Source organism: Magnetospirillum sulfuroxidans (assembly GCF_018224925.1).
GTDB classification, from domain to species: Bacteria; Pseudomonadota; Alphaproteobacteria; order Rhodospirillales; family Magnetospirillaceae; genus Magnetospirillum; species Magnetospirillum sulfuroxidans.
Map to the genome: position 1 here is coordinate 38,437 of NZ_JAGTUF010000020.1, position 20,918 is coordinate 59,354.

At 62.9% G+C, this 20,918-nt stretch carries 16 protein-coding genes; 6 read left to right on the top strand and 10 right to left on the bottom strand.

Annotated elements, in window-relative coordinates; genetic code table 11:
* Window positions 1-25 precede the first annotated feature (25 nt).
* The 9 genes from KEC16_RS16285 to cysQ all read right to left on the bottom strand — a co-directional run bounded on the left by KEC16_RS16285 (window position 26) and on the right by cysQ (window position 11,462).
* A complete protein-coding gene (locus KEC16_RS16285) occupies window positions 26-2,683 on the bottom strand; it encodes an LPS-assembly protein LptD (RefSeq protein WP_211550865.1) in 2,658 nt (885 codons plus the stop codon).
* A gap of 15 nt (window positions 2,684-2,698) precedes the next feature.
* Window positions 2,699-3,820 carry an LPS export ABC transporter permease LptF gene (gene lptF, locus KEC16_RS16290; protein ID WP_211550867.1) on the bottom strand — a complete coding sequence of 374 codons (1,122 nt, stop codon included), beginning with the start codon at window positions 3,818-3,820 and terminating at the stop codon, window positions 2,699-2,701.
* A 67-nt stretch (window positions 3,821-3,887) separates the two neighbouring features.
* Window positions 3,888-5,585, bottom strand: a complete 1,698-nt coding sequence (locus KEC16_RS16295) for a methyl-accepting chemotaxis protein (RefSeq protein WP_211550869.1) — start codon at window positions 5,583-5,585, stop codon at window positions 3,888-3,890.
* A gap of 48 nt (window positions 5,586-5,633) precedes the next feature.
* Window positions 5,634-6,095: a cache domain-containing protein gene (locus KEC16_RS16300; protein ID WP_211550871.1), complete on the bottom strand. Its 462-nt coding sequence runs from the start codon at window positions 6,093-6,095 to the stop codon at window positions 5,634-5,636.
* A gap of 106 nt (window positions 6,096-6,201) precedes the next feature.
* On the bottom strand, window positions 6,202-6,663 hold the full coding sequence (locus KEC16_RS16305; RefSeq protein ID WP_211550873.1) for a cache domain-containing protein: 462 nt from the start codon (window positions 6,661-6,663) through the stop codon (window positions 6,202-6,204).
* Window positions 6,664-6,829: 166 nt separating this feature from the next.
* Window positions 6,830-8,227, bottom strand: a complete 1,398-nt coding sequence (locus tag KEC16_RS16310) for an FAD-binding oxidoreductase (RefSeq protein ID WP_211550875.1) — start codon at window positions 8,225-8,227, stop codon at window positions 6,830-6,832.
* Window positions 8,228-8,230: 3 nt separating this feature from the next.
* Window positions 8,231-9,193, bottom strand: coding sequence for an L-threonylcarbamoyladenylate synthase (locus KEC16_RS16315; RefSeq protein WP_211550877.1), 963 nt, complete (start codon window positions 9,191-9,193; stop codon window positions 8,231-8,233).
* A gap of 39 nt (window positions 9,194-9,232) precedes the next feature.
* Window positions 9,233-10,510, bottom strand: a complete 1,278-nt coding sequence (locus KEC16_RS16320; RefSeq protein WP_211550879.1) for an OmpP1/FadL family transporter — start codon at window positions 10,508-10,510, stop codon at window positions 9,233-9,235.
* Window positions 10,511-10,703: 193 nt separating this feature from the next.
* Window positions 10,704-11,462 (bottom strand): 3'(2'),5'-bisphosphate nucleotidase CysQ, encoded by a 759-nt coding sequence (gene cysQ, locus KEC16_RS16325; protein ID WP_211550881.1) that lies wholly within the window; start codon window positions 11,460-11,462, stop codon window positions 10,704-10,706.
* Window positions 11,463-11,603: 141 nt separating this feature from the next.
* On the opposite strand from cysQ, the gene KEC16_RS16330 reads away from it, so the two are divergent.
* Window positions 11,604-13,976, top strand: coding sequence for a hypothetical protein (locus KEC16_RS16330; RefSeq protein ID WP_211550883.1), 2,373 nt, complete (start codon window positions 11,604-11,606; stop codon window positions 13,974-13,976).
* Here the strand turns inward: KEC16_RS16330 and amrB are convergent.
* Window positions 13,969-15,342 (bottom strand): AmmeMemoRadiSam system protein B, encoded by a 1,374-nt coding sequence (gene amrB, locus KEC16_RS16335; protein WP_211550885.1) that lies wholly within the window; start codon window positions 15,340-15,342, stop codon window positions 13,969-13,971. The genes KEC16_RS16330 and amrB overlap by 8 nt on opposite strands.
* 46 nt (window positions 15,343-15,388) lie before the next feature.
* Here amrB and amrS point away from each other — a divergent pair, with 46 nt between their 5' ends.
* From amrS to KEC16_RS16360, 5 genes are read left to right on the top strand one after another with little or no spacing between them, the layout of a single operon-like run.
* On the top strand, window positions 15,389-16,477 hold the full coding sequence (amrS, locus tag KEC16_RS16340; protein ID WP_211550887.1) for an AmmeMemoRadiSam system radical SAM enzyme: 1,089 nt from the start codon (window positions 15,389-15,391) through the stop codon (window positions 16,475-16,477).
* A 44-nt stretch (window positions 16,478-16,521) separates the two neighbouring features.
* Window positions 16,522-17,529 carry a lysylphosphatidylglycerol synthase transmembrane domain-containing protein gene (locus tag KEC16_RS16345; RefSeq protein WP_211550889.1) on the top strand — a complete coding sequence of 336 codons (1,008 nt, stop codon included), beginning with the start codon at window positions 16,522-16,524 and terminating at the stop codon, window positions 17,527-17,529.
* A 54-nt stretch (window positions 17,530-17,583) separates the two neighbouring features.
* Complete coding sequence (locus KEC16_RS16350) at window positions 17,584-19,074, top strand: leucyl aminopeptidase (protein WP_211550891.1); 1,491 nt, start codon at window positions 17,584-17,586, stop codon at window positions 19,072-19,074.
* Window positions 19,075-19,108: 34 nt separating this feature from the next.
* The gene (locus KEC16_RS16355) at window positions 19,109-20,380 is read left to right on the top strand and encodes a leucyl aminopeptidase family protein (RefSeq protein WP_346344113.1); all 1,272 of its coding nucleotides are present in this window, start codon (window positions 19,109-19,111) and stop codon (window positions 20,378-20,380) included.
* 9 nt (window positions 20,381-20,389) lie between these two features.
* A complete protein-coding gene (locus KEC16_RS16360; RefSeq protein ID WP_211550893.1) occupies window positions 20,390-20,860 on the top strand; it encodes a DNA polymerase III subunit chi in 471 nt (156 codons plus the stop codon).
* The last annotated feature ends 58 nt before the right edge of the window (window positions 20,861-20,918 follow it).

The following is a 20,918-nucleotide window of genomic DNA, read 5'->3' on the forward strand; positions in this document are numbered from 1 at the left end:
GCGAAAATGGTGGTGTGTGCTGTGCTTAGAAAACATTGATTGGAACATCGCCAAGGGTTTTAAATACAATGTTAAATGTGAGTTCATACCCTGAGTAATCGTCTCTATCGTTTGTCGTCGTTCTTCTGAAATTAGTTACAAAAGCGAAGCATTCATCTGAGTAAGTGGCCTTTCCGCCCCAACTCTGGATGTCTCCTCCGTCCAGCAGGTCTGAGCTGACTTGCGCCATAACTGACCAATACCGCGAAATATTCGAGCTGAGGGAATTGACCAAGGCATGGCGCCGGTCGAAGGTTTGGCCGGAATCGCCCGATTTCTCCAGCATGAGATAGGTGGTGTTCAGGCGCAAGAGCGGCGAGCCGAGGCTCAAGGTATTCTCGTTCCGCCGTACCTCCAAAGAGTCCTTATCCAGACGAATACGGTTGAGCAAGGCAACGTTGCCCGTGGGCGCAATGTCGAGGCGGCCGACATAATCGGAAAGATAATCGTCGAAGCCTTGACCAGGAGCAAAGGTGCTGTCCTTGCGGGCCCGCCAACCCTGGGCCAGTTGCCCGGTGATGAAGCCGCCCCTGCGAGGATAGGCGCTCCACCGCAATCCATAGCCGCCGCGAATACCGCCCTCGACCCGGTCCAATCCGGTCATGCGGTTGGGACTGAGGGCGTTGATCTCATCGAGTTCGAAGCTCTGCGAATCCTCGTTGGGAATGTTCCGCGGATTACCGCCATTGGGACTGGCCGCGATCATCAGCAAGGGTTCGATAATTTGCGGCATGGTGGCGCTGGAACGGAAGAAGGGCTGGCGCCAGTTCAACGCCACCTGGGGGATGACGCGACCGCTATTGGCCGAGCCCTGATTGTCGTCAAGATGGTCGGCGTGATAGGCGTCACCGCGCAACGAAGCGGTAAAATCGGTCATGTCGCCCATGCGGCCGAGAAATGGGCGGTTCCAGGCGACTTGAGTGGAGACGCGGTTGGCGGCCAAGCCTTCACTGCGGGCATAGGACAAGGTGTCGGCATCGACGCTCCAGTACCCGCCGCGTGACGATGGCATGCCGATATGGCTGAAGGTGGCATGCGGCAAAACCAGGGGGGAAGAGCCAGGGTCGTCTTGTTCCCGCAATCCCTGATAGGCAAGACCTTCGACCAGGGCGTAATTGCGACGGCCAAACCCTTCCAGATAGGGGCGCGAGGTCAGCCACGGCTGATTGCGCTGAAACGAATAACCATAAATACCGGTATAAGTATCATCGCTGGAGCGCTGTACTTGATAGCCGGCACGCCAGACATTGCTGAGATCGAAGCGGCCGCTGGCGTCAATATGGCCGCGCAAATCGGCGCTGTATTTGTCGGCGGTCAGACTGGCATTGGTCCTGGTCTCCCCCTCGGCTCCCTGCCAGCGATGTTCGCCCGCCAACACGACGCGTTGAAGGATCGAGCGGCCTTTGTTGTCAAGGTTGGGAACCTTGCTGGCACCGGAACTGGGGAACAGAAAACGCGGCGTGAAGGTCAGGTCCTGATTGTCGGCGATGGCCCAGAAATAGGGGGTGGCGATATTGGTGCCCAAATTGGAGGACTGGCCGGCGCTGGGGATCAAAAAGCCGGTGCGGCGTCGGACGGTTGGGTCCGGATGAGCCATATAGGGGGTATAAAAAACGGGAATTCCGGCGAATTCCAGCCAGGCGTCGCGATATTCGATTTCCTGCTCAGCCTGATTATGGGTGACTCGTTCGGCCTTGAGCTCCCACAAGGGGCGGCGATCCGGGTGGCGGCGGCAAGGCTCGCAAGCGGTATAGATGCCGTTGTTGAAATCCGTGAGATTGCCGCCTGTACGGGTGCCATTGGCGGCGCTCAGGCGGGAGGCATCGGCCAGGATCACTTTGATTTCCTTGGCGACGCCGTCTTTGAAATCGCCGGTCAACTCGAAGTAATCGGCAAACACCACTTCGCCCTTGGCCTCGGTGATGATGACATTGCCCGAGGCGGAGATGATGTCCTGTTTCAGGTTGTAGCTGACCGTGTCGGCAACCAGGGTGTGGTTGGTCTGGACGATTTCAACCCGGCCCTTGGCGGTGACGATGCCTAATTCGCGGTCGTGCAGGATCTGGTCGGCATTGAGTTGAACCGGCTCTTCCGCCTGATCCGGGCCGCTGGGGATTTGCGTTGCGACGGACAGACGCTCATCCGGCGCAACCGGGACCGACGGCGGGGAAGGGGGGCGGGCTGCCCCCGGCGGCGATGGCGGGGCCGTTGTCGGGGTGGCCCGCTCTTCGTTCCAGGCGCTGCCCCAACCGGAAATATCCCCAGGCCGCGGACCATTCGCAACCGGAATGGCGGTGGGCGGGGAATACGAAGGAGCGATCCCCGGACGGATTTGCGGCCGAGTGGCCGAACGCGTATCCGACGATGGCGCTATGGTGGGCTGACTGCCCCAAGCGTCGCCCCAGCCACCGACATCGGCCGGCGCCGGACCTGTGGGCAGCGGCGCTGTGGCGACGGTGGCCGCGGCGGGCATGGTGGTCGAGGGGATCGTGGTGCGCGGCCGGGCCGGCGTCGCCGTTGGGACGACGGCGCCGTCGTCGCCCCAGGCGTCACCCCACGATCCCACGTCCGCCGGCGAAGCGGCGGTTGCGGGGCTGGCTGCGGCCAGAGAGGCGACAAAGAGGGCGGGGCGCAATATCCGCATCGTGGCAAGCTTCCCTTAGGCCGCTTGCGCCGCGAATTTGCGGCGCAAGGGATTGTGACGTGGCGGATGGATCAGCACCCAGGGGCCGGCAATCAGCGGCAGGATGGCGAGGACGTACAAGAACGGCAAAAAGATCGGTTTGGCCGAAGCCAGATTGGCCAAGCCGAGGGCGGCGGCCTGGACCCCGACCATGAGGGCGATGGCGGTCAGGATGGTCACGGTCTGACCGCGGCGGTCGAAACTGGCGCTGAGCAAGGTGGCCAGGGCGATCAAGGCGTAGCCCAGACTGTAGACGGGCGAGGTCAGGCGTTGATGCAGTTCGACCTTGGCCCGGCGAAAATCGGTGGAGCCCATTTCCTCTTCGCTGGCGTTGATGAGTTCGCCAAGCGAGCGTTCTCTCGCGTCGCGAAAGCGGTCGCCGCCGCCGCCATTGGCGGTGCTGAGATCGACGGTATAAGAATCAAAGTTCAGCACCGACAATTGCCCGGTGCCTTCCGGCAATTGCTGGCGATTGCCGTTGACCATCAAGATGCGGGGGCCGTTTTCGGTGAAGACCAGGGCGCCGCGTTCGGCCATCAGCGTCACCGGCTTGGACGGCGTCCGCTTGTCATGCACCAAGATGCCCAGCAATTCGCCTTCGGCGTTGCGGGCGCGGACATAGATGGTCAAACCATTGCCGAATTTGTTGAAGGTGCCTTCCTGCAACAGCACGTTGGAAATGTCGTTGCGGATGGACCATTGCAATTCGCGGAAGCTTTGCACCGTCAGCGGAATGATCCACAGCGACAGCGCGTACCCGACCAATGTGGCCGCCGCCGCCAAAATCAGCGCCGGCTTGGCCAGGGTCCAATTGGACAGGCCGGCAGCGCGCAGAACCACCAATTCGCGGTCGCTGTTGAGCTTGTTATAGGTGAACAAGATCACGGCAAACAAGGCGATGGGAATGATCACCACCAGGAAAGTGGGCATCAGCATGCCGGTGAGACGCAGGAAGGTTCCGACCGAGATGCCCTGGGTAACGATCATCTCGATCAGGCGCAGGGATTGCGTCAGCCACAAAACACAGGTCAGCGCGACGGAGACGAAAAGCATCCCCACCGCCAGCTGACGTAGAAAATAGCGCGTAATTCCCTTCATGGCGGGCGGATTATAGACAGCCAAGGCGCGCCGACCAAAGGGAATCTGGTCTGGACGAAAATCCGTTTCAGCCCCGCATATCGACAAGGAAGGTGGAAACTTCGCCGCGCAGTTTCTGCGCTTCCTCCAACAATTCGTTGGCGGCCGAGAACATGGATTTGGCCATGGTCCCGGTTTCGTCGGCGGCGCGCGAGACATCGGCGATGTTGCGGGTGACCGCGCCATTGCCTTCCGCCGCTTGCTGGACCGAACGGACGATTTCCTGGGTGGCGGCCGATTGCTGTTCCACCGCCGAGGCAATGGAGGAGACGATGCCGCTGACATTGTCGATGGTTTCGCTGACCGCGCGGATGCGGGCGACGGCGTCGTGGGTGGCCGATTGCACCGAAGCGATCTGGGTGGTGATTTCGTCGGTGGCCTTGGCGGTCTGGTTGGCCAGTGATTTCACTTCGTTGGCGACCACGGCGAAGCCCTTGCCGGCATCGCCGGCGCGGGCTGCCTCAATCGTCGCATTGAGCGCCAACAGATTGGTCTGGCTGGCGATGGTGTTGATCAGGGTGACCACCTCGCCGATGCGCTTGGCGCTTTCATCCAGGCTGGCCATGGTGTCGTTGGCCGCTTGCGCGCCGCGCACGGCTTCGCTGGTGATGTCGACGGTCGCGGCGATTTGGCGCGAAATTTCCTGAACCGACGCCCCCAATTGTTCCGCTGCCGCGGCGACGGTATCGACATTGGCGGCGGCCCCGGACGCCGCTTCGGCGACGGCGGCGCCTTGGCGGCTGGTGCGCGCGGCGTTGTCTTGCAGGCCGTCAGAGCTGGTGTGGACATGCTGGACGGTGGTCATCACCGCATCCAGCATGTGTTTCATGGATTGGTCGAAGCTTTCGGTCAGGGTTTCCCGACGAACGGCCCGTTCGGCGCTGGATTTGGCGGCGGCGGCCTTTTCGCTTTCCAAGGCGGCGGCACGGCGCATGCCGTCTTGGAAAATAGCCACGGCGCGGGCCATGGCGCCGATTTCATCCTGGCGTTCTTGCGAATGGACCTCGACGGCCATGTCGCCAGCGGCCAGCCCGTCCATCACCTTGGTGATTTCGACCACCGGCCGCGAGATCAGGCGGATGGTGGCCAGCGCCAAGCCGCCGCCGATGACCAGACACGCCAGGAAAACGGCGAAATATTGGAAGCGGGCGGCGGCGGCGACGTTATGCGCTTCGGCATAAGATTGATCGGTTTGGGTGTCGTTGGCCTTGACCAGGGCGGCGATCAGACTTTGCAGCTTGTCATATTCGACTTCGGCGGAGGTCATCATGATCAACCCGGTCACCGGGTCCAGCGCGGCCATGTCGGCGACGTCGCCGACAGCCCGCTGAAAGGCGGCCATGGCCGGAACGATGGGGTCGATCAAGGCCTTGTCGTCAGCATCGTCGATGGCGGCGGCGAAGCTGCTGATGGCGTCGAACAGGTCCTTGGCGTCGGCACGGATGTTTTTTTCCAAGGCCTGGGTTTTGACCGCTTCCACTCCGGCCGAACTCCAGCCCAACAGCCGATAGGCGTTGGACTGGATACGGGTGCTGGTGGCGCTGACACGGGCGACAAAGCGCCCATGGACGGCCGCCGCCTGATGCAGGTCTTCGAGAGCCGCGCCCTGCCTGGTCATGGAGATCTGGAAAATCCCGGCCAGGATCAGCATGCAGCCGACCAGCAGCAGGGGGGCGATCAAGACCTTTACCGCAAGCCGGGTATCGGCCAGGCGTTGGGCGAGCATGGGCAGCCTCTTCTTTTCTATGTCAGGATTAAACGGGCTGTCCCGCGATCAGGGCTTGTAGATGCCGGCACCGATGAAAATGTTGCCGTCACCCTTTTCCACATAGCTGGATTTGGGTTCGATTTTCTTGGTGCTGGCGTTGACCCATTTGTAATCGACCCAGCCCGAGCCCTTGCTCTTGACCGTGTCGATGAACTGGGCGACGAAAGCGCGGCCGTCGCTATCCTTCAAGCCGGCAAGATTCTTGCCGTTCAAAGCCGGGTTCTTGCCGTGGCACAGCATGATTCCGTCTATTTCCTGAACGAAGACGTAAAGATCCTTGCTTTGAAAATCGCCCGCGGCGGCGAAATCGGCGCAGGCCTTGTCCTTGCCGGCGGTCTTGAAATGAGCCAGGGCTTTCTTCACCAGCGCCTGGGCCTCGGCGGCGGTCCCCATTTCCTCGGCGACGGCGGGGGTGGCTAGGCACAGAGCCAGGGCTACGGACAGCGAACGCAAAACGGTCTTGGACATGTTTTACCCCTTATGATTTTTGTTTGTTCGGCGTGCGTGTTGCCGCCTGCCCGTTAAGGCTATGGTGATGGTATGGGCAGGCTGGTCCGGCGTCTAGCCCTTCATCTTATGGTTTGTAGATGCCGGCGCCGGCATAAAGGGGGCCGTCGATCTTTTCCACATAGGTGCTTTTGGGCTCGATCTTCTTGGTGGTGGCGTTGACCCACTTGTAGTCAATCCAGCCGGCGCCGGCGGATTTGGCCACATTGCTCATTTCCTGAATGAACAATTTGCCATCGGTGTCCTTCAGGTTGGACATATCCTTGCCATTGAAGGCGGCGTTTTTGCCGTGGCACAACACGACGTTGTCGGTGCCTTGGACAAAAACATACAGGTCCTTCATTTGAAAGGCGCCTTGGCTGTCGGCGAAATCGGCGCAGGCCTTGTCCTTGCCGACCGCCTTGAAGTGGGCGACGGCTTTCTTGACCAAGGCGGAGGCTTCATCCGCCGCTCCCTTTTCCTGGGCGAAGGCAGCCGAGGAACAGGCCAAGGCCGAGGTCAATAACGTGGCGGCAACGAGTTTCAGCATGACGGACGCTCCAACAGCGAAGGCAAAAAACGGTATTCGGATGCCTAATTTCCCATGATTTTGACTTTGGTCAAGCGGCAACGGCCGCATTAGTTCGTTTGCGGGCATCATATGCGATGGTATGGGGCAAAAGAGTAGCTGGGGCCAAAGTGTGCGTATGTAACGCTCAGGGCAAAACCTTGCCCGGATTCATCACGGCGGCGGGATCGAGCGCCCGCTTGACGCGCTGCATCAGGTCCAATTCCACATCCGACTTGTACCGGGCCATTTCCGCGATTTTCAGCCGGCCGATGCCGTGCTCGGCCGATACCGAACCATTCATCTCGGCGACGATGTCGTGGACGATGCGGTTCATCTCCTCCCAGCGGGCCAGGAAGGTGGCTTTGTCGGCGCCGATCGGCTGGGTCAGATTGAAATGGGTGTTGCCGTCGCCCAGATGGCCAAAGGCCACCACCCGCACGCCGGGCAAGGCCGCTTCCACCGCATGGGTGCAGCGTTCGATCATTTCCGGCACCCGGCTGACCGGCACGGCAACGTCATGCTTGATCGAACCGCCTTCTTTCTTTTGCGCTTCCGGCACGCCTTCGCGGATGCGCCACAGCGCCTTGCGCTGGTCACCCGATTGCGCCAGCACCGCGTCAAGGGCGTGGCCATGCTCCAAGGCGTCGGCCAGCACGCTTTCCAGCGACTCGGACAAGCCGCCGGGGCGCGATGACGACAATTCCAACAGCAGGTACCAGGGATAAGGCTGCTCGAACGGATCACGCAGGCCGGCGACGTGGGCCAATCCCAATTCCAGGCCGATGCGCGGGACCAGTTCGCAGGCGGTGACGGCATCGCCGGAAGCCCGCCGCGCCGCCGCCAAGATGGCCAGGCCGGCCGTGGGATCGGGCAGGGCGATCAGCGCCGTGGCCATTTCCTGGGGTTTGGGGAACAGCTTCAGGCTGGCGGCGGTGATGATGCCCAGCGTTCCTTCGGCGCCGATGAACAGATGCTTGAGGTCATAGCCGGTGTTGTCCTTGCGCAACAGGCGCAAGCCGTTCCAGATGCGGCCATCGGCCAGCACCACTTCCAGACCCAAGGTCAGATCGCGGGCGTTGCCATAGCGCAAGACGGCGACGCCGCCGGCATTGGTGGACAAATTGCCGCCGATGCGGCACGACCCTTCCGCTCCCAGGGAAAGCGGGAACAGGCAGCCGACGGCGTCGGCGGCTTGTTGCAGGGTGGCCAGCACGCAACCGGCCTCGGCGATCAGGGTAAAATTGATCGGATCGATGGCACGGATGCGGTTCAGCCGCTCGGTGGAAATCACCACGGCGCCGGCCTCGGCGATGCCGCCGCCGCACAGGCCGGTATTGCCGCCTTGCGGCACCACCGCCACCTTGGCCTCGGCGCACAAGGCAACCACCGCCGCCGTTTGCGCGGTGTCGGCCGGGCGGATCACCGCCAGCGCCTGGCCGCGATAAAGCCCGCGTTCCTCGACCATATAGGCTTCTATATCGGCGGGTTGGGTCAGCACATGGGCGGCGCCGACGATATCGGCAAGACGGTCCAGCAAGGGCATGGGTCAGCTCCGAGGGGCGGCGGCACGGCGCAGGCGGTCGTTGATGGCGCAGCCTAGCCCGTTTTCCGGGATCGGCGCCACGGCGATGGCGGTAAAAGCGGGATCGTCCAAGGCGCGGAGGGCGGCGAACAGATTGGCGGCGGCCTCTTCCAGGTCGCCTTGTTCCGACAGGTTGCGGGTGCAGGCCATGGGGCCGAAGCCCAACAGCGCTTCGCCGTTTGCCGCCGTCGCAGCGTTCAAGCGCACGGCCAAGCTGGGGGCATAGTGGCTTTCCAGCATGCCGGGGCTTTTGGGCGCGGCGCTGTGAGCGGTCGGGCGGCTCAGCTTCTGCGCCAGAACGGCCTCGATTTGTTCGGCGGTGATGCCGCCGGGACGCAGCAGGCAGGGGGCGGGGCCGGACAGATCAAGCACGGTGGATTCGACCCCAACCCGGCACGGACCGCCATCCAGGATCAGCCCGATGCGGCCGCCCAAACTTTCCCCCACATGGGCGGCGGTGGTCGGGCTGACGGCGCCAGAGCGGTTGGCGCTGGGGGCGGCGATGGGGCGGCCCGCCGCCCGGATCACCGCGCGGGCGACATCATGGGCGGGAAGTCGAATGGCGATGGTGTCCAAGCCGGCGCTGGCCAGCAGCGAGATGGGCGAGCCGGCGGCGCGGGGCAGCACCAATGTCAGCGGGCCGGGCCAGAATTGGGCCATCAAGGCGCGGGCGCGGGCATCGATGCGAACCAGCGTCTCGGCCTCGGCGATCTTCGCCACATGGACGATCAGCGGGTTGAAGCTGGGCCGGCCCTTGGCGGCGAAGATCGCCGCCACGGCGTGGTCATTGGTGGCGTCGCCGCCCAGGCCATAGACGGTTTCGGTCGGAAAGGCGACCAGCTGGCCGGCGCGCAGCATGGCGCCGGCTTCGGCCACGAACGCAGGCGTGGCCGCTTCGATGCGGGTATGGGGCAAGGTTTGGCTCATACCCGCACCATAGAACAAACCGGGCGGTGGCGAAAAGGGTCAGAACTTAAAGGAAAAGCCGATGGCCAGTTCGTCCTGGTCCATGCGCAGCTTGGTGGTCTGATTGGCGTTCATGGCTGGGTTGGCGCCGCTGATGGAGTTTGAAAAGGCGTGGGCATAGGACCCGGTCAGCGACCATTGCTCGTCGATATGCCAGGTGCCGCCAAAACCCACATGGGTGGTCGGCGTCGCCGGGGCGAGGATGTTGAACATGGTTTCCTGGCCGTTGGTGAATTCGTTCGCGTGGCTGATGCCGGTGCGCAGGGTCAGGGCCGGATCGGCTTGCCATTGCACGCCAAGGCGATAGATGTCCATGTTGTTCCAGCCGAAACCGCCGCCATCGTTGCCGCCCAGGTTCAGGGCGGTGGAGCCGCGGACATGGGAATTGCTGAGCGAGGCGACGTCTTCATAAAAAATGCGCTGGTGTTCGATCATCACCGCCCAATCGCGATGCGGCTTGATGGCGATGCCTTCGTTGATGAAGGACGGGATGTCGAAATCGCCTTGTTCGGCGAACAGGCCGGAATATTTGTCGAACTTGCTCATCCACATGCGCGATTGATAGGCCACCCCCAGGGACAGCCACGGCAGCGGGTCCCAGGTGGCGCCCAGCTTGAAACCGCCACCATAGGACCAATCATAGCCGTTGCCGGTCAGATGGGCCGAATCGGTGGACATGGGGCCGAACATTTCCAGGCCATAGGCCTTGAAGCGTTGCACCGCCAACACCGGAGCAATACCGAGGCTGATGTTGTTGTCGAACTTATGGGCAAGATTAAAGGAAAAGAACGCCTGGGCCAGATCAACCCCCAACGGCGTGGTGCCGCTGCCGAAGCCGGGGGCGAATACGTTGGTGTCGTATTCGGTGTTCATGCCGCCATTGCCGAACATCAGCACGCCGACCGAGGTGCGATCATCGACCATGTAATTGGCGCCGCCGCAGACGATTTCGAAAAACTCGTTCTTGCTGTCATAGGTGCCGTTCTTCAGGCCGCCGGTCCCTTCGTTGGTGACGTCGCGATGGGGCATGAACGAGGTGAAGCACAGGCCGGCGACATTGCCCACTGCCGTGCCCAAGGCGGGATTTTGGGCCGAGGCCAAGGGGCCTTCGCCCATGGCGACGCCGGCCCCGGCCATGGCCTTGGAAGGGGCGCCATAACCGTTGGAGAAATAGCCGTTGGTGGCGAAAGCCGGGCTGGCCGCCCCGGCGAACAAGGCCAGAGTCAAGGGCGCGATCCAGAATCGCCCGGCCAGGGCCGGAGCGGTGGTGCAAGGCATGATGTGTCCTCCCGTTTGCGCGCGGCCTGCTGACGGGCCGCGTTAATCAGGACACCCTGATATGCAAACGAGAGCGGGTGGCAGTACAATAATACTGCACATTGACTAATATCAGTAAAACAACATCTATTGCGATGCAATAAAGGCTGCGGTTATTTCTTTGGGGCGGGGGGTATTAACCCATCCGGGTTGGTCAGGTCTTGGCGCGGGCAAGAAAATCCGGGTTGAGGAATTTCGGCTTGCCGTATGCCAACGCCACATTATCCCAGGTCACCACTTCGCCACCGGCGGCCAGCAGCACGGCATGGGCGGCGGCGGTATCCCATTCGCAGGTCGGGCCGAAGCGGGGGTAATAATCACCGCTGCCTTCGGCGATGCGGCAGAATTTCAGCGACGATCCGGCGTTTTCCACCTTGCCGCCGGGCAAGGTGGCGATGAAGGCTTCCAGCCGCTCGGCGGCGCGATGAGAGCGGGAATCAAGCACCACCGCCCCTTCGGCCGGAGCCGGGCGGCAGAGGATGGGATGGCGGCCATGGGCGTCTTCGCGCCAGGCCTGACCGTTGGCGCCGGCCCACAAGATGTTCTGGGCCGGGGCATAGACCACCCCCACGGTGGGGATGCCGTTCTCGATCAAGCCGATATTGACGGTGAACTCGCCGTTCTTTTTGACGAATTCCTTGGTGCCGTCCAGCGGATCGACCAGCCAGAACGTGTGGCCGACAGTGGGGATCCGGCCGGCGGCGGCTTCTTCCTCGGCGACGATGGGGATGTGGGGGGTCAACTGACGCAGGACCGGCAGAATCACCGCCTCGGCCAACGAATCGGCGGCGGTGACCGGATCGTTCTCGCCCTTGAAATGGACGGCGAAGTCCTGGGCATAGACCTCCATGATAACGGCGCCAGCGGCGCGGGCGGCGGCTTCCAGGGGGGCAAGCAGGGAATTGGTGGTCATGATGTCTCCGTTTCGCGGCGAAGATAAACGGCCGGGGGCGGATAAGGCTAGGGGGAAGCGTGCGGGGCAAGCGGGAAACAAGCGATGGAGCTTTACTTAAAGTGGCGTTACCATGGGGGCGCATTCGTAAAGGGGGTGGCTGTGGACGCAAAAACGGTGGGCCGTGGCGAGGTGCTCGAACAAGAGAAGATCCACCTGGGAAACATCCCGGAACGCTGGCGGGAAATGGCCGAAGCGCTGCAAGCGTCGGATGGCCCGGCCGCCAAGCCTCTGAACGATATGTTCTCCGATGATCAGGAACGCGCCTGGGCCAAGCACGATAGCCTGTTCGGCATCGGGCTCTCGGGCGGCGGCATCCGCTCGGCGACGTTCAATCTAGGGGTGTTGCAAGTGCTGGCGGGCAAGGGGGTGCTGGACACCGCTCATTATCTGTCCACGGTATCGGGGGGTGGGTATCTGGGCGGCTGCGTGCATGCCCTTAATGCCGCCTTCGCCCAGGGGCAGAGCACCGAATCGGCGACGGCCCTGCTCAAGCAAATTCATTATCAACGGGAAAGCGTGGCGGTCCGCCACCTGCGCGCCTATTCGCATTTTCTCGCCCCCAACGGTTTTCTTGATCAGTTGCGCATGTTCCTGCAACCCTTTGCCGGCTTTGTCGTGAATTTGTTGGTTTTGCTGACCTTCGTCATGTCGCTGGCTGGAGCCGGCGGATATTTGGCGGTGATCTGGCGGGATGTCATGCCCGGCTTGGGCCGGCTTACCGGGCTGTCCCTGCACTGGCTGCTGGGGAATGAAGGCAGTGCGCGTTTGGGCGATTCCATCGCCCACTGGCCGGGGACCTATCTGGCTGCTGCTTTGGTGGTCGTTTTGGGCGGATTGTTGTTATGGCTGCAAAACAAAAAGCTGCCGGTCCGCAATGCCTGGGCGCGGGCGCTCAGTCTGGGGGCGCTGGCTGGCTTGGGGCTGGTTTTTCTTGATGTTCAGGTGGGGCTGGCCCAATGGGTTCGGGCCGATGCTTGGGGGCGCTTGCTGTATTGGGCGGCTGTTCCGCTGTTGGCGGCGGTGCTGATTTGGCGGTTCCGCGGCAAGCGCTTTGCCTCGCTGCGGGGTAAGGTGTTGCTGATCGCCGCCGGCGCCATGGCGCCGCTGGCCTTGCTCTGGACTTACCTGGCGTTGCTGCACGGCGTCATGACGGCGGCACAGGTGCCGGAATTTCTGCTTGGTTGGATCGGTTGGGGCAATCACACGTTTGGGCTTTTCGCCGCCGCGGGGCTTTTACTTGTGGCGATCGGGTTGTTTTGGGCCTGCGGCTATGGCCGCTCTGGTTGGTTGCGTCGTTTGCCGGTGCTGCCTTGCCCCCGCCTGTGGCTGCCCTTGACGTGTTTGCTGGCCATTCCCATGGCGCTGTGGACGCTGAACGCTGTGACGGGATGGGCGGGGCCGGCCGCCGTTCTGTCCCTGGTCTTACTCTTGTTCAGCGTGATTGCCAGCATTTTGGGTTTTCTGGTCAATATCAACATGACCGCGCCCCATAGCTTTTATCGTGACCGCCTCAGCGAAGCCTATGTGTTTCAGCCGACCGGGGATGCGACCTCTCCCGACACGCGGACATGGGATGATCTGAAGCTGTCCGAACTGACGCCCCCGCATGCCCGCTGTCCTTATCCGCTGATCAACGCCACCATGAATGTCAGCCGTAACGGCAAGGACAAACACAAGGAAATGGCGGTTCGCTCGCCCGACTTCTTTTTGTTCAGCCCGCTCTATGTGGGATCGGATTTGACCGGATATTGCCCGACGGCGGAAATGGAACGCCGCGATCCTCATTTGAATTTGCCCACCGCCATGGCCATTTCCGGCGCCGCCGCCTCGTCCAACATGGGCGATATCGGCCTGGGTGAAATCCGCATGCTGATGACCGTGTTGAATGTCCGGCTGGGTTATTGGCTACCCAATCCGGGGCTGCCCAAGACCCGGCCCAGCATGGATGCCCTGCATAACCTGCAACTGGAAATGTGGGGGGCGATGTCCAAGGATTCTGATTTCGTCAATGTCAGCGATGGCGGGCACATCGAGAATCTGGGGGCTTATGAACTGATCCGGCGGCAATGCCGCTTCATCATCCTTGGCGAGGCGGAGGACGATTCCGACCCAAATGCCAAGGGACTGGCGACCATGGCCGCCCTGGCCCGGCTGATGCGCATGGTTCGCATCGATCTGGGCTATTTCATCGACTTCGCTCCAGCCGATTTGCAGGCGCTTGAAGGCCATGACCCCAAACGGTGCTGGGCGGTGGGGACGATCTATTATCCCGACAACCGAACCGGCCGGATCTTGTACCTTAAGGCGGCATTGACCGGGGGTGAGGATCATGTGATCAAGGATTACGCCCGCGCCAATCCGGCTTTCCCGCAGGAAAGCACCGCCGATCAGTTCTTCAGCGAGCAACAATTCGAAGCCTATCGCTCGCTTGGGTATCACGTGGCCAAGACGGCCCTGGGGGCGGTCAGCTGAATTCCAGCGCCTGGAACCGGCTGGCGGTGAAGTTGGGCGACCAGTGATTGGGGGCCATGCCGGCCTTGTGCTTGAGATGGGCGAGAAACTGCGCCTTGTCGGGCAGTTGCTCCCACACGCTGGGCAGGAACAAGGCGCGCTTGCCTTTATCTTCAATGATCAGGCCGTCGATGCGGGGGCGGAGCTGGGCCAGCAGGTCGGCTTGGTCGCTAAAGCGCATGGCGACAGGTGGCGTCAGCACCGAGACCGACAGGTCCACATTCGCCCATTCCGGCGCGGTCAGCGGTGGGAAGCGGGGATCGCGGAAGGCGGCCTTGAAGGCATTGTCACAGATATCTTCGGCCAGCGGCCGCCATGCTTGGGGCGAGCCGATGCAGCCGCGCAATTGCCCCTGTTTTTTCAAGGTGACGAAGGTGGCGCCGGCCGAGGTCAACAGCGCCGGCAGGTCGTCGCCGGCATGGGCATCGACGGGGGCGCCGTGGTCCAGCCCGGATTGAATGGCGGCACGGGCCAGTTCCACCAATAATGGCCCGATGGATGCGATGGCGTCGGCAGTGGGTTCGAACACGGCCCAGGCGCCATAGCCGACGACCTTGTCCTTGGGGCCGGCGGTATCGCCGGAATTGCGCAGGTCGAGGGTGACAATGCCCAGCCCCCGCCGCTTGGCGGTCAACAGCAGCCCGGCCAACGGCATGCTGCCGCATGCCTGATCGCGGCTCAGGGCCGTGGAATCCAGGGTTTCGATCGCCGTGGCGGTGCGGGCGTCCAATTCCTGGCAGCTGGAATAATCCAAATAATGGGACAGGTCGGTGGAAATGACGATCAGGGTTTCCGGCCCCCCCCACAGGGCGTCAAGCAAGGCGGCCACCTGTTCCGGCGTCGCCTCGCCCACCACCACCGGCACCAGTTGGAAGGCGCCGAGCACGCGCTGCAAAAACGGCAGATGAACTTCCAGGGAATGTTCCTGGGCGTGGGCTTGTTCCAGTTCGCCGACCATGGGAATGCGGCCGATCACGCTGGCGATGGCGGCGCGATCCAGCGGCACCGCCCCCAGGGGCGAGGCCCAGGATTGGGCGCTGCTGATGGCCATGCCGCGAAAGGCCACCCGGTGCGACGGCCCCAGCACGACGACGCGGGTCATGCGGCCCTTGGCCGGTTTCAGCAGATCATAGGCGCTGGCCGCCACCGCGCCGGAATAGACATAGCCGGCATGGGGGACAATGACCGCCTTGGGGACCGCCTTGGGGATCGCCAAATCCGGGCGCAGCTTGGCCGCGGCCCAGCAGGCGTCCAACTGGCGCATCAATTGCGTCGGTTCGGCCGGATAAAACATGCCGGCAACGGCACTCGGGCGTATAATCGACATGGTGGCCCCCATGGATGAGCGGAGCCAGCATAGCACGAGTCCGGCCATGAACGCAGAACCGCAAGGGGCGCTTTTCCCCGCCCGCCATTGGCACATGCTGGCGGATGGCCGCATTCAGTGCGACGTCTGCCCGCGCTATTGCAAGCTGAACGACGGTCAGCGTGGATTGTGTTTCGTCCGCGCCCGCGCCGGCGACCATCTGGTTTTGACCACCTATGGCCGTTCGTCCGGCTTTTGCGTTGATCCGATCGAAAAGAAGCCGCTCAATCATTTCCTGCCCGGCACGCCGGTTTTATCGTTCGGCACCGCCGGGTGCAACCTGACCTGCAAGTTCTGTCAGAACTGGGATATTTCGAAAGCGCGCGAAATCGACCGGTTGAACGATGCCGCCAGTCCGGCCCAGATCGCGGCGATGGCGGCGCAACTGAACTGCCGCTCGGTCGCCTATACCTATAACGACCCGGTGGTGTTTCTGGAATACGCCATCGACACCGCCATCTCGTGCCGCCAGCACGGACTGAAGAACGTGGCGGTGACGGCGGGCTATATCGGCGCGGCGGCGCGGCGCGAATTCTTTGCCCACATGGATGCCGCCAATGTCGATCTCAAGGCCTTTACCGAGGATTTCTATCACCAGCTTTGCGGCGGCCATCTGAGCGACGTGCTGGAAACCCTGGTTTATCTGAAGCATGAAACCTCGGTGTGGTTGGAAATAACCACCTTGCTGATTCCAGGCAAGAACGATTCCGATGACGAATTGGCGGCGCTGGCGGCATGGGTGGCGAAAGAATTGGGCCCTGACGTGCCGCTGCACTTCACCGCCTTTCACCCCGATTGGAAGCTGCGGGAGATTGGCAACACTCCGGCCGCCACCCTGGGGCGGGCGCGGGCCATCGCTCGGGCCGCCGGGCTGCGCTATGTCTATACCGGCAATGTCCACGACGAAGCCGGCGGCAGTACCTTCTGCCATGGTTGCGGCGCCACGCTGATCGGCCGCGATTGGTATCGATTGACCGCCTGGGGGCTCAATGCTGATGGCGCCTGCCGGGCCTGCGGCACCGCCCTGCCGGGGCTATTCGACCCGCGGCCCGGCGATTGGGGGCGCAAGCGTTTACCCGTGCGCCTAAAGCGGTGATGTGCTACACCGGCTGCGCTTTTTCCAGTGATTGTGCGGGTTTCATGATCAAGCGTATTTTGCCCTGGTTGCTCAAGGGCGGCATTTCCATCGGCCTGATCGCCTGGGTGCTGTCCAAGGTGGATATGTCCAATGCTTGGGACAAGGCGACGGCCATGGACGGCCGCATGGTGGTGCTGGCCCTGGTGCTGATGCAAATCCAGATCGGCTTGGGGGTGGTGCGCTGGGGGCTGGTCCTGCGCGCCTTGGACGCGGTGTTCCGCTGGGCTTCGACGGCGGCGGTCTATTATATCGGCGTGTTCTTTTCCATTGTCCTGCCCGGCGCTGTCGGCGGCGATGCCGTGCGCATGTGGTTCTCGCGCCGCGCCGGCCTAAGCTTGGCCGCCGCCGTCAATTCGGTGGCGTTGGAACGGGCGATGACCGTGTTCGCCTTGGTGCTGCTGGTCTGCCTGACCCAGCCGCTGCTGATCGCCCGCATTCCCGATATGCCGGGCACCTGGGTGTTCCCCTTGCTGCTGGCGGTGTGCGTCATCGGTATTTTGGTGCTGGCTTCGCTGGACAAGCTGCCGACGTCCTTGCATCGCTGGAAACTGGTGCGCGGCGTGGTGCAACTGGCCGGCGACACCCGCAAGCTGTTCTTTCATCCGGCCTGGAGCCTGGGCACCCTGATGGTGGCGCTGATCGCCCACATCAATCTGTCGCTGGCCGTTTATGTGCTGGCGGTGGGGTTGAATCTGGACGTCCATGTGCTGGATACCTTGGTTCTGGTGCCTCCGGTCATCCTGATCATGACCTTGCCCATTTCCATCGCCGGCTGGGGCGTGCGCGAAACCGCCATGGTCACCGCCTTCGGCTTTGTCGGCATTGATGGCGCTTCGGCCATCGTGCTGTCCATCATCTTCGGCATCGTCACCATGGTCACCGCGCTTCCTGGCGGCCTGGTCTTCCTGTTGGCCGGCGGCAAAACGATGGAAGCCGAGGAACTGGCCGACGAAAAGGTCGCTGATGACCTAAATCCGGCGATGCCGCTGCCGCCTTCGCCCTTGCCGTAACGCGCCGGAGCGCTACATTGGGGGCAAGACCTTTCCACAAAGGATTTCGCCCCGATGAAGATCAGTTTCGCCAAGCCGCATTTGCCCGCCGAAGACGCCGTCATTGTCGGCGTGCTGGAAAATAAAGTGTTCACCCCCACCGCCCAGGCGTTGGATGATCTGGCCGCCGGCGGGATCAAGCGGGCCATGGACGCCAGCAAGTTCACCGGCAAGAAAGATCAAGTCCTGACCGTTCTGGCCCCACCCGGAACCGAGCTGAAGCGGGTCGTCCTGGTCGGATTGGGCAAGGCCGAGGCGATCGACGCCCAGGCGGCGCAATCCTTTGGCGGCACCGGTCTGGCCCAGGTGCTGAGCTCGGGCGATAGCGTTGCCGCCATCGCCATCGACGCGGTGGCGGGGCTGAAAATCAGCGACGCCGATTTCGCCGCCAACGCCGCCTTTGGCGCCAAGTTGCGGTCCTATCGCTTCGACAAGTATTTCACCAAGGAAAAAAAGGAAGACAAGCCGTCGGTGAAAAAGCTGGCGGTGCTCTGCGCCGCCGCCGGGGCCAAGGCCGCCTTCGCCCCGCTTGACGCCATCGCCGAGGGCGTGTTCGTCACCCGCGACGTGGTGTCGGAACCGGCCAACGTCATCTATCCCGAAACCCTGGCCGAAGAATGCAAGAAGCTGGGCGCACTGGGAGTCGAGGTGGAAATCCTGGGCGAAAAGCAGATGAAGAAGCTGGGCATGGGCTCGCTTTTGGGCGTCGGCCAGGGCTCGGATCGCGAAAGCCAGTTGGTGATCATGCGCTGGAACGGGGCCAAGGATAAGGATACCGCCCCGGTGGCCTTTGTCGGCAAGGGCGTGTGCTTCGACAGCGGCGGTATCTCGATCAAGCCGGCCGGCGGCATGGAAGACATGAAATGGGACATGGCCGGGGCCGGCGCGGTCATCGGCGCCATGAAGGCTTTGGCCGGGCGTAAAGCCAAGGCCAATGTCGTCGGCATTGTCGGACTGGTGGAAAATATGCCGTCGGGCAATGCCCAGCGGCCGGGCGACGTGGTGACGTCCATGTCCGGCCAAACCATCGAGGTTATCAATACCGACGCCGAAGGCCGGCTGGTTCTGGCCGATGCGCTGTGGTACGCCAAGGAAACCTATAAGCCCAAGGCGATGATCGATCTGGCCACCCTGACCGGCGCGATCATCATCTCGCTTGGCGGCGAATATGCCGGCTTGTTCTCGAACGACGACAAGCTGGCCGAGCGGCTGACCCAGGCCGGGAAATCGGTGGGGGAGGCGTTGTGGCGTCTGCCCATGGGCGATGCCTATGACAAGCAGATCAAATCCGATATCGCCGACATGAAGAATGTCGGTGGCCGCGAAGGCGGCTCGATCACCGCCGCTCAGTTCCTCAAGCGCTTTGTCGGTGACGTGGCTTGGGCGCATCTGGATATCGCCGGCACCGCGTGGTCGAAAAAGGACACCGCCATCTGTGCCAAGGGGGCGACCGCTTTCGGCGTGCGCCTGCTGGACAAACTGGTGGCCGATCATTACGAGGATTGAATTCGCCCGTGACGCCCCGTCGGCGGCAACCCGCGTGGTTGCCGCCGACGGGGCAAGCCGGGTTCTTGCCGCCCATCAGCCGGTAACGATCGAATTGGCCGCCGCCGAAACCCCGCGCCGCCGTGGCGCGGCGTTGGCGGCGGTGCTGCCCGGCTGTCCGGGGCCGGTGGCGGTGGATTTGGCCCTTGCGGCCGCGGCCGCGGCGGAATTGGCCTATGGTCTGCGTCTGCGCGCCTATCGGCCGCTTCAATACCGCGGCACTCCCGACGACGAAGATCTGGCGCTCCCCCAGCGGGTGATCGTGCTCACCGATGACCCGATGGCGGCACAACGGCTTTTCGCCCGTCATGACGCGGTGGCGTCCGGGGTGTTGCTGGCCCGCGATCTGGTGGCCGCGCCCGGCAATATCTTGGGGCCATCCGACTTGGTCGAACAGGCCCGCCGGCTCGCCCCGCTGGGGGTCGGGCTAAAGCTTGTCGATCCGACCGAACACGGCTTGAACTTGCTGGCGGCGGTGGGGCAGGCCAGCCGGCGCAGGCCGGTGCTGGCGGAACTGCACTGGAAGGGCGGCGCTGATGGGGACAAGCCGCTGGTCCTGGTGGGCAAGGGGATTACCTTCGATAGCGGCGGCCTCTCGCTCAAGCCGGCCGAACACATGGAAGAGATGAAGGGCGATATGGGCGGCGCGGCGGCGGTGATCGGGGCGCTTCGGGCCATTGCCGGGCGCAAGGCGGCGGTCAACGTCGTCGGCGTGCTGGCCATCGCCGAAAATATGCCCGGCGCCGGGGCGCTGCGACCCGGCGATGTTATTCGCTCGTATCGGGGGCTGACGGTGGAGGTGGTCGATACCGACGCCGAGGGCCGGCTGGTGTTGGCCGACGCCTTGGCGTGGGCGTGCGCCACCTTGCGCCCGCGCGCCATCGTCGATGCCGCCACCCTGACCGGGGCGGTGGTCCGCGTGCTGGGGCGTCATCACGCCGGTCTTTACAGCAACCGCGACAGCTTGGCGGCGCGGCTGCTGAAACTGGGATTGGCCGAGGATGAAGCCTTGTGGCGGCTGCCCCTGTCGGCTTCATGCGATGATGATTTCCGCTCCGATATCGCCGATTGGAAGAATTGCGGCTGGGGAAAGGTGCCAGACAATGACGATGCCGCCCGCTTCCTCCAGCATTTCGTCGCCCCGGCGGTGCCGTGGGCGCATCTGGACATCGCCGGAACGGCAGAGGCGGACGAAGACCACCTGTTCGGCCCCAAAGGCGCCACCGGCTTCGCTGTGCGCTTGTTCGACGCCCTGGCCGGGGGGTAAGCTGCGGTCATGACCCAGATCGGCTTTTATCACCTGTTGCGGCTGCCCTTGGACCAGGCCTTGCCCAAACTGCTGGAAAAAGCGGTTCAGGCGGGGTTACGGGTGGTGGTGATGGGCGGATCAAGCGAACGGGTGGAGCATTTGAACGCCGCCTTGTGGACCTATACCGAGGAATCATGGCTGCCGCATGGCTCGGCTCGCGATGGCGCGGCGGCGGAGCAGCCGATCTGGCTGACCGAGCAAGACGAAAACCCCAACAAGGCGACCGTCTTGGTCTTGTGCGACGGCGCCCGCCCGGCCGCCATGGCCGGATGGGATCGCTGCCTCGATCTGTTCGACGGCAACGACGAAGCCGCCGTCAACGCCGCCCGCGACCGTTGGAAGACATGGAAGGCGGAGGGGCACGAACTGGTCTATTACCAGCAGACCGAACGCGGTGGTTGGGAGGAAAAATCAAGGACTTATACCAAGTCCCATTGATCAGAACCCATGTGCCCACTGGCGCAACCCGATGGACATGATGGTCCAGGGCTGATCG

Bases quoted from the DNA above. Each gene is read 5' to 3' on its own strand.
- KEC16_RS16285 (WP_211550865.1), bottom strand. From the start codon at position 2,683: ATGCGGATATTGCGCCCCGCCCTCTTTGTCGCCTCTCTGGCCGCAGCC.
- lptF (WP_211550867.1), bottom strand. From the start codon at position 3,820: ATGAAGGGAATTACGCGCTATTTTCTACGTCAGCTGGCGGTGGGGATG.
- KEC16_RS16295 (WP_211550869.1), bottom strand. From the start codon at position 5,585: ATGCTCGCCCAACGCCTGGCCGATACCCGGCTTGCGGTAAAGGTCTTG.
- KEC16_RS16300 (WP_211550871.1), bottom strand. From the start codon at position 6,095: ATGTCCAAGACCGTTTTGCGTTCGCTGTCCGTAGCCCTGGCTCTGTGC.
- KEC16_RS16305 (WP_211550873.1), bottom strand. From the start codon at position 6,663: ATGCTGAAACTCGTTGCCGCCACGTTATTGACCTCGGCCTTGGCCTGT.
- KEC16_RS16310 (WP_211550875.1), bottom strand. From the start codon at position 8,227: ATGCCCTTGCTGGACCGTCTTGCCGATATCGTCGGCGCCGCCCATGTG.
- KEC16_RS16315 (WP_211550877.1), bottom strand. From the start codon at position 9,193: ATGAGCCAAACCTTGCCCCATACCCGCATCGAAGCGGCCACGCCTGCG.
- KEC16_RS16320 (WP_211550879.1), bottom strand. From the start codon at position 10,510: ATGCCTTGCACCACCGCTCCGGCCCTGGCCGGGCGATTCTGGATCGCG.
- cysQ (WP_211550881.1), bottom strand. From the start codon at position 11,462: ATGACCACCAATTCCCTGCTTGCCCCCCTGGAAGCCGCCGCCCGCGCC.
- amrB (WP_211550885.1), bottom strand. From the start codon at position 15,342: ATGTCGATTATACGCCCGAGTGCCGTTGCCGGCATGTTTTATCCGGCC.
- amrS (WP_211550887.1), top strand. From the start codon at position 15,389: ATGAACGCAGAACCGCAAGGGGCGCTTTTCCCCGCCCGCCATTGGCAC.
- KEC16_RS16345 (WP_211550889.1), top strand. From the start codon at position 16,522: ATGATCAAGCGTATTTTGCCCTGGTTGCTCAAGGGCGGCATTTCCATC.
- KEC16_RS16350 (WP_211550891.1), top strand. From the start codon at position 17,584: ATGAAGATCAGTTTCGCCAAGCCGCATTTGCCCGCCGAAGACGCCGTC.
- KEC16_RS16360 (WP_211550893.1), top strand. From the start codon at position 20,390: ATGACCCAGATCGGCTTTTATCACCTGTTGCGGCTGCCCTTGGACCAG.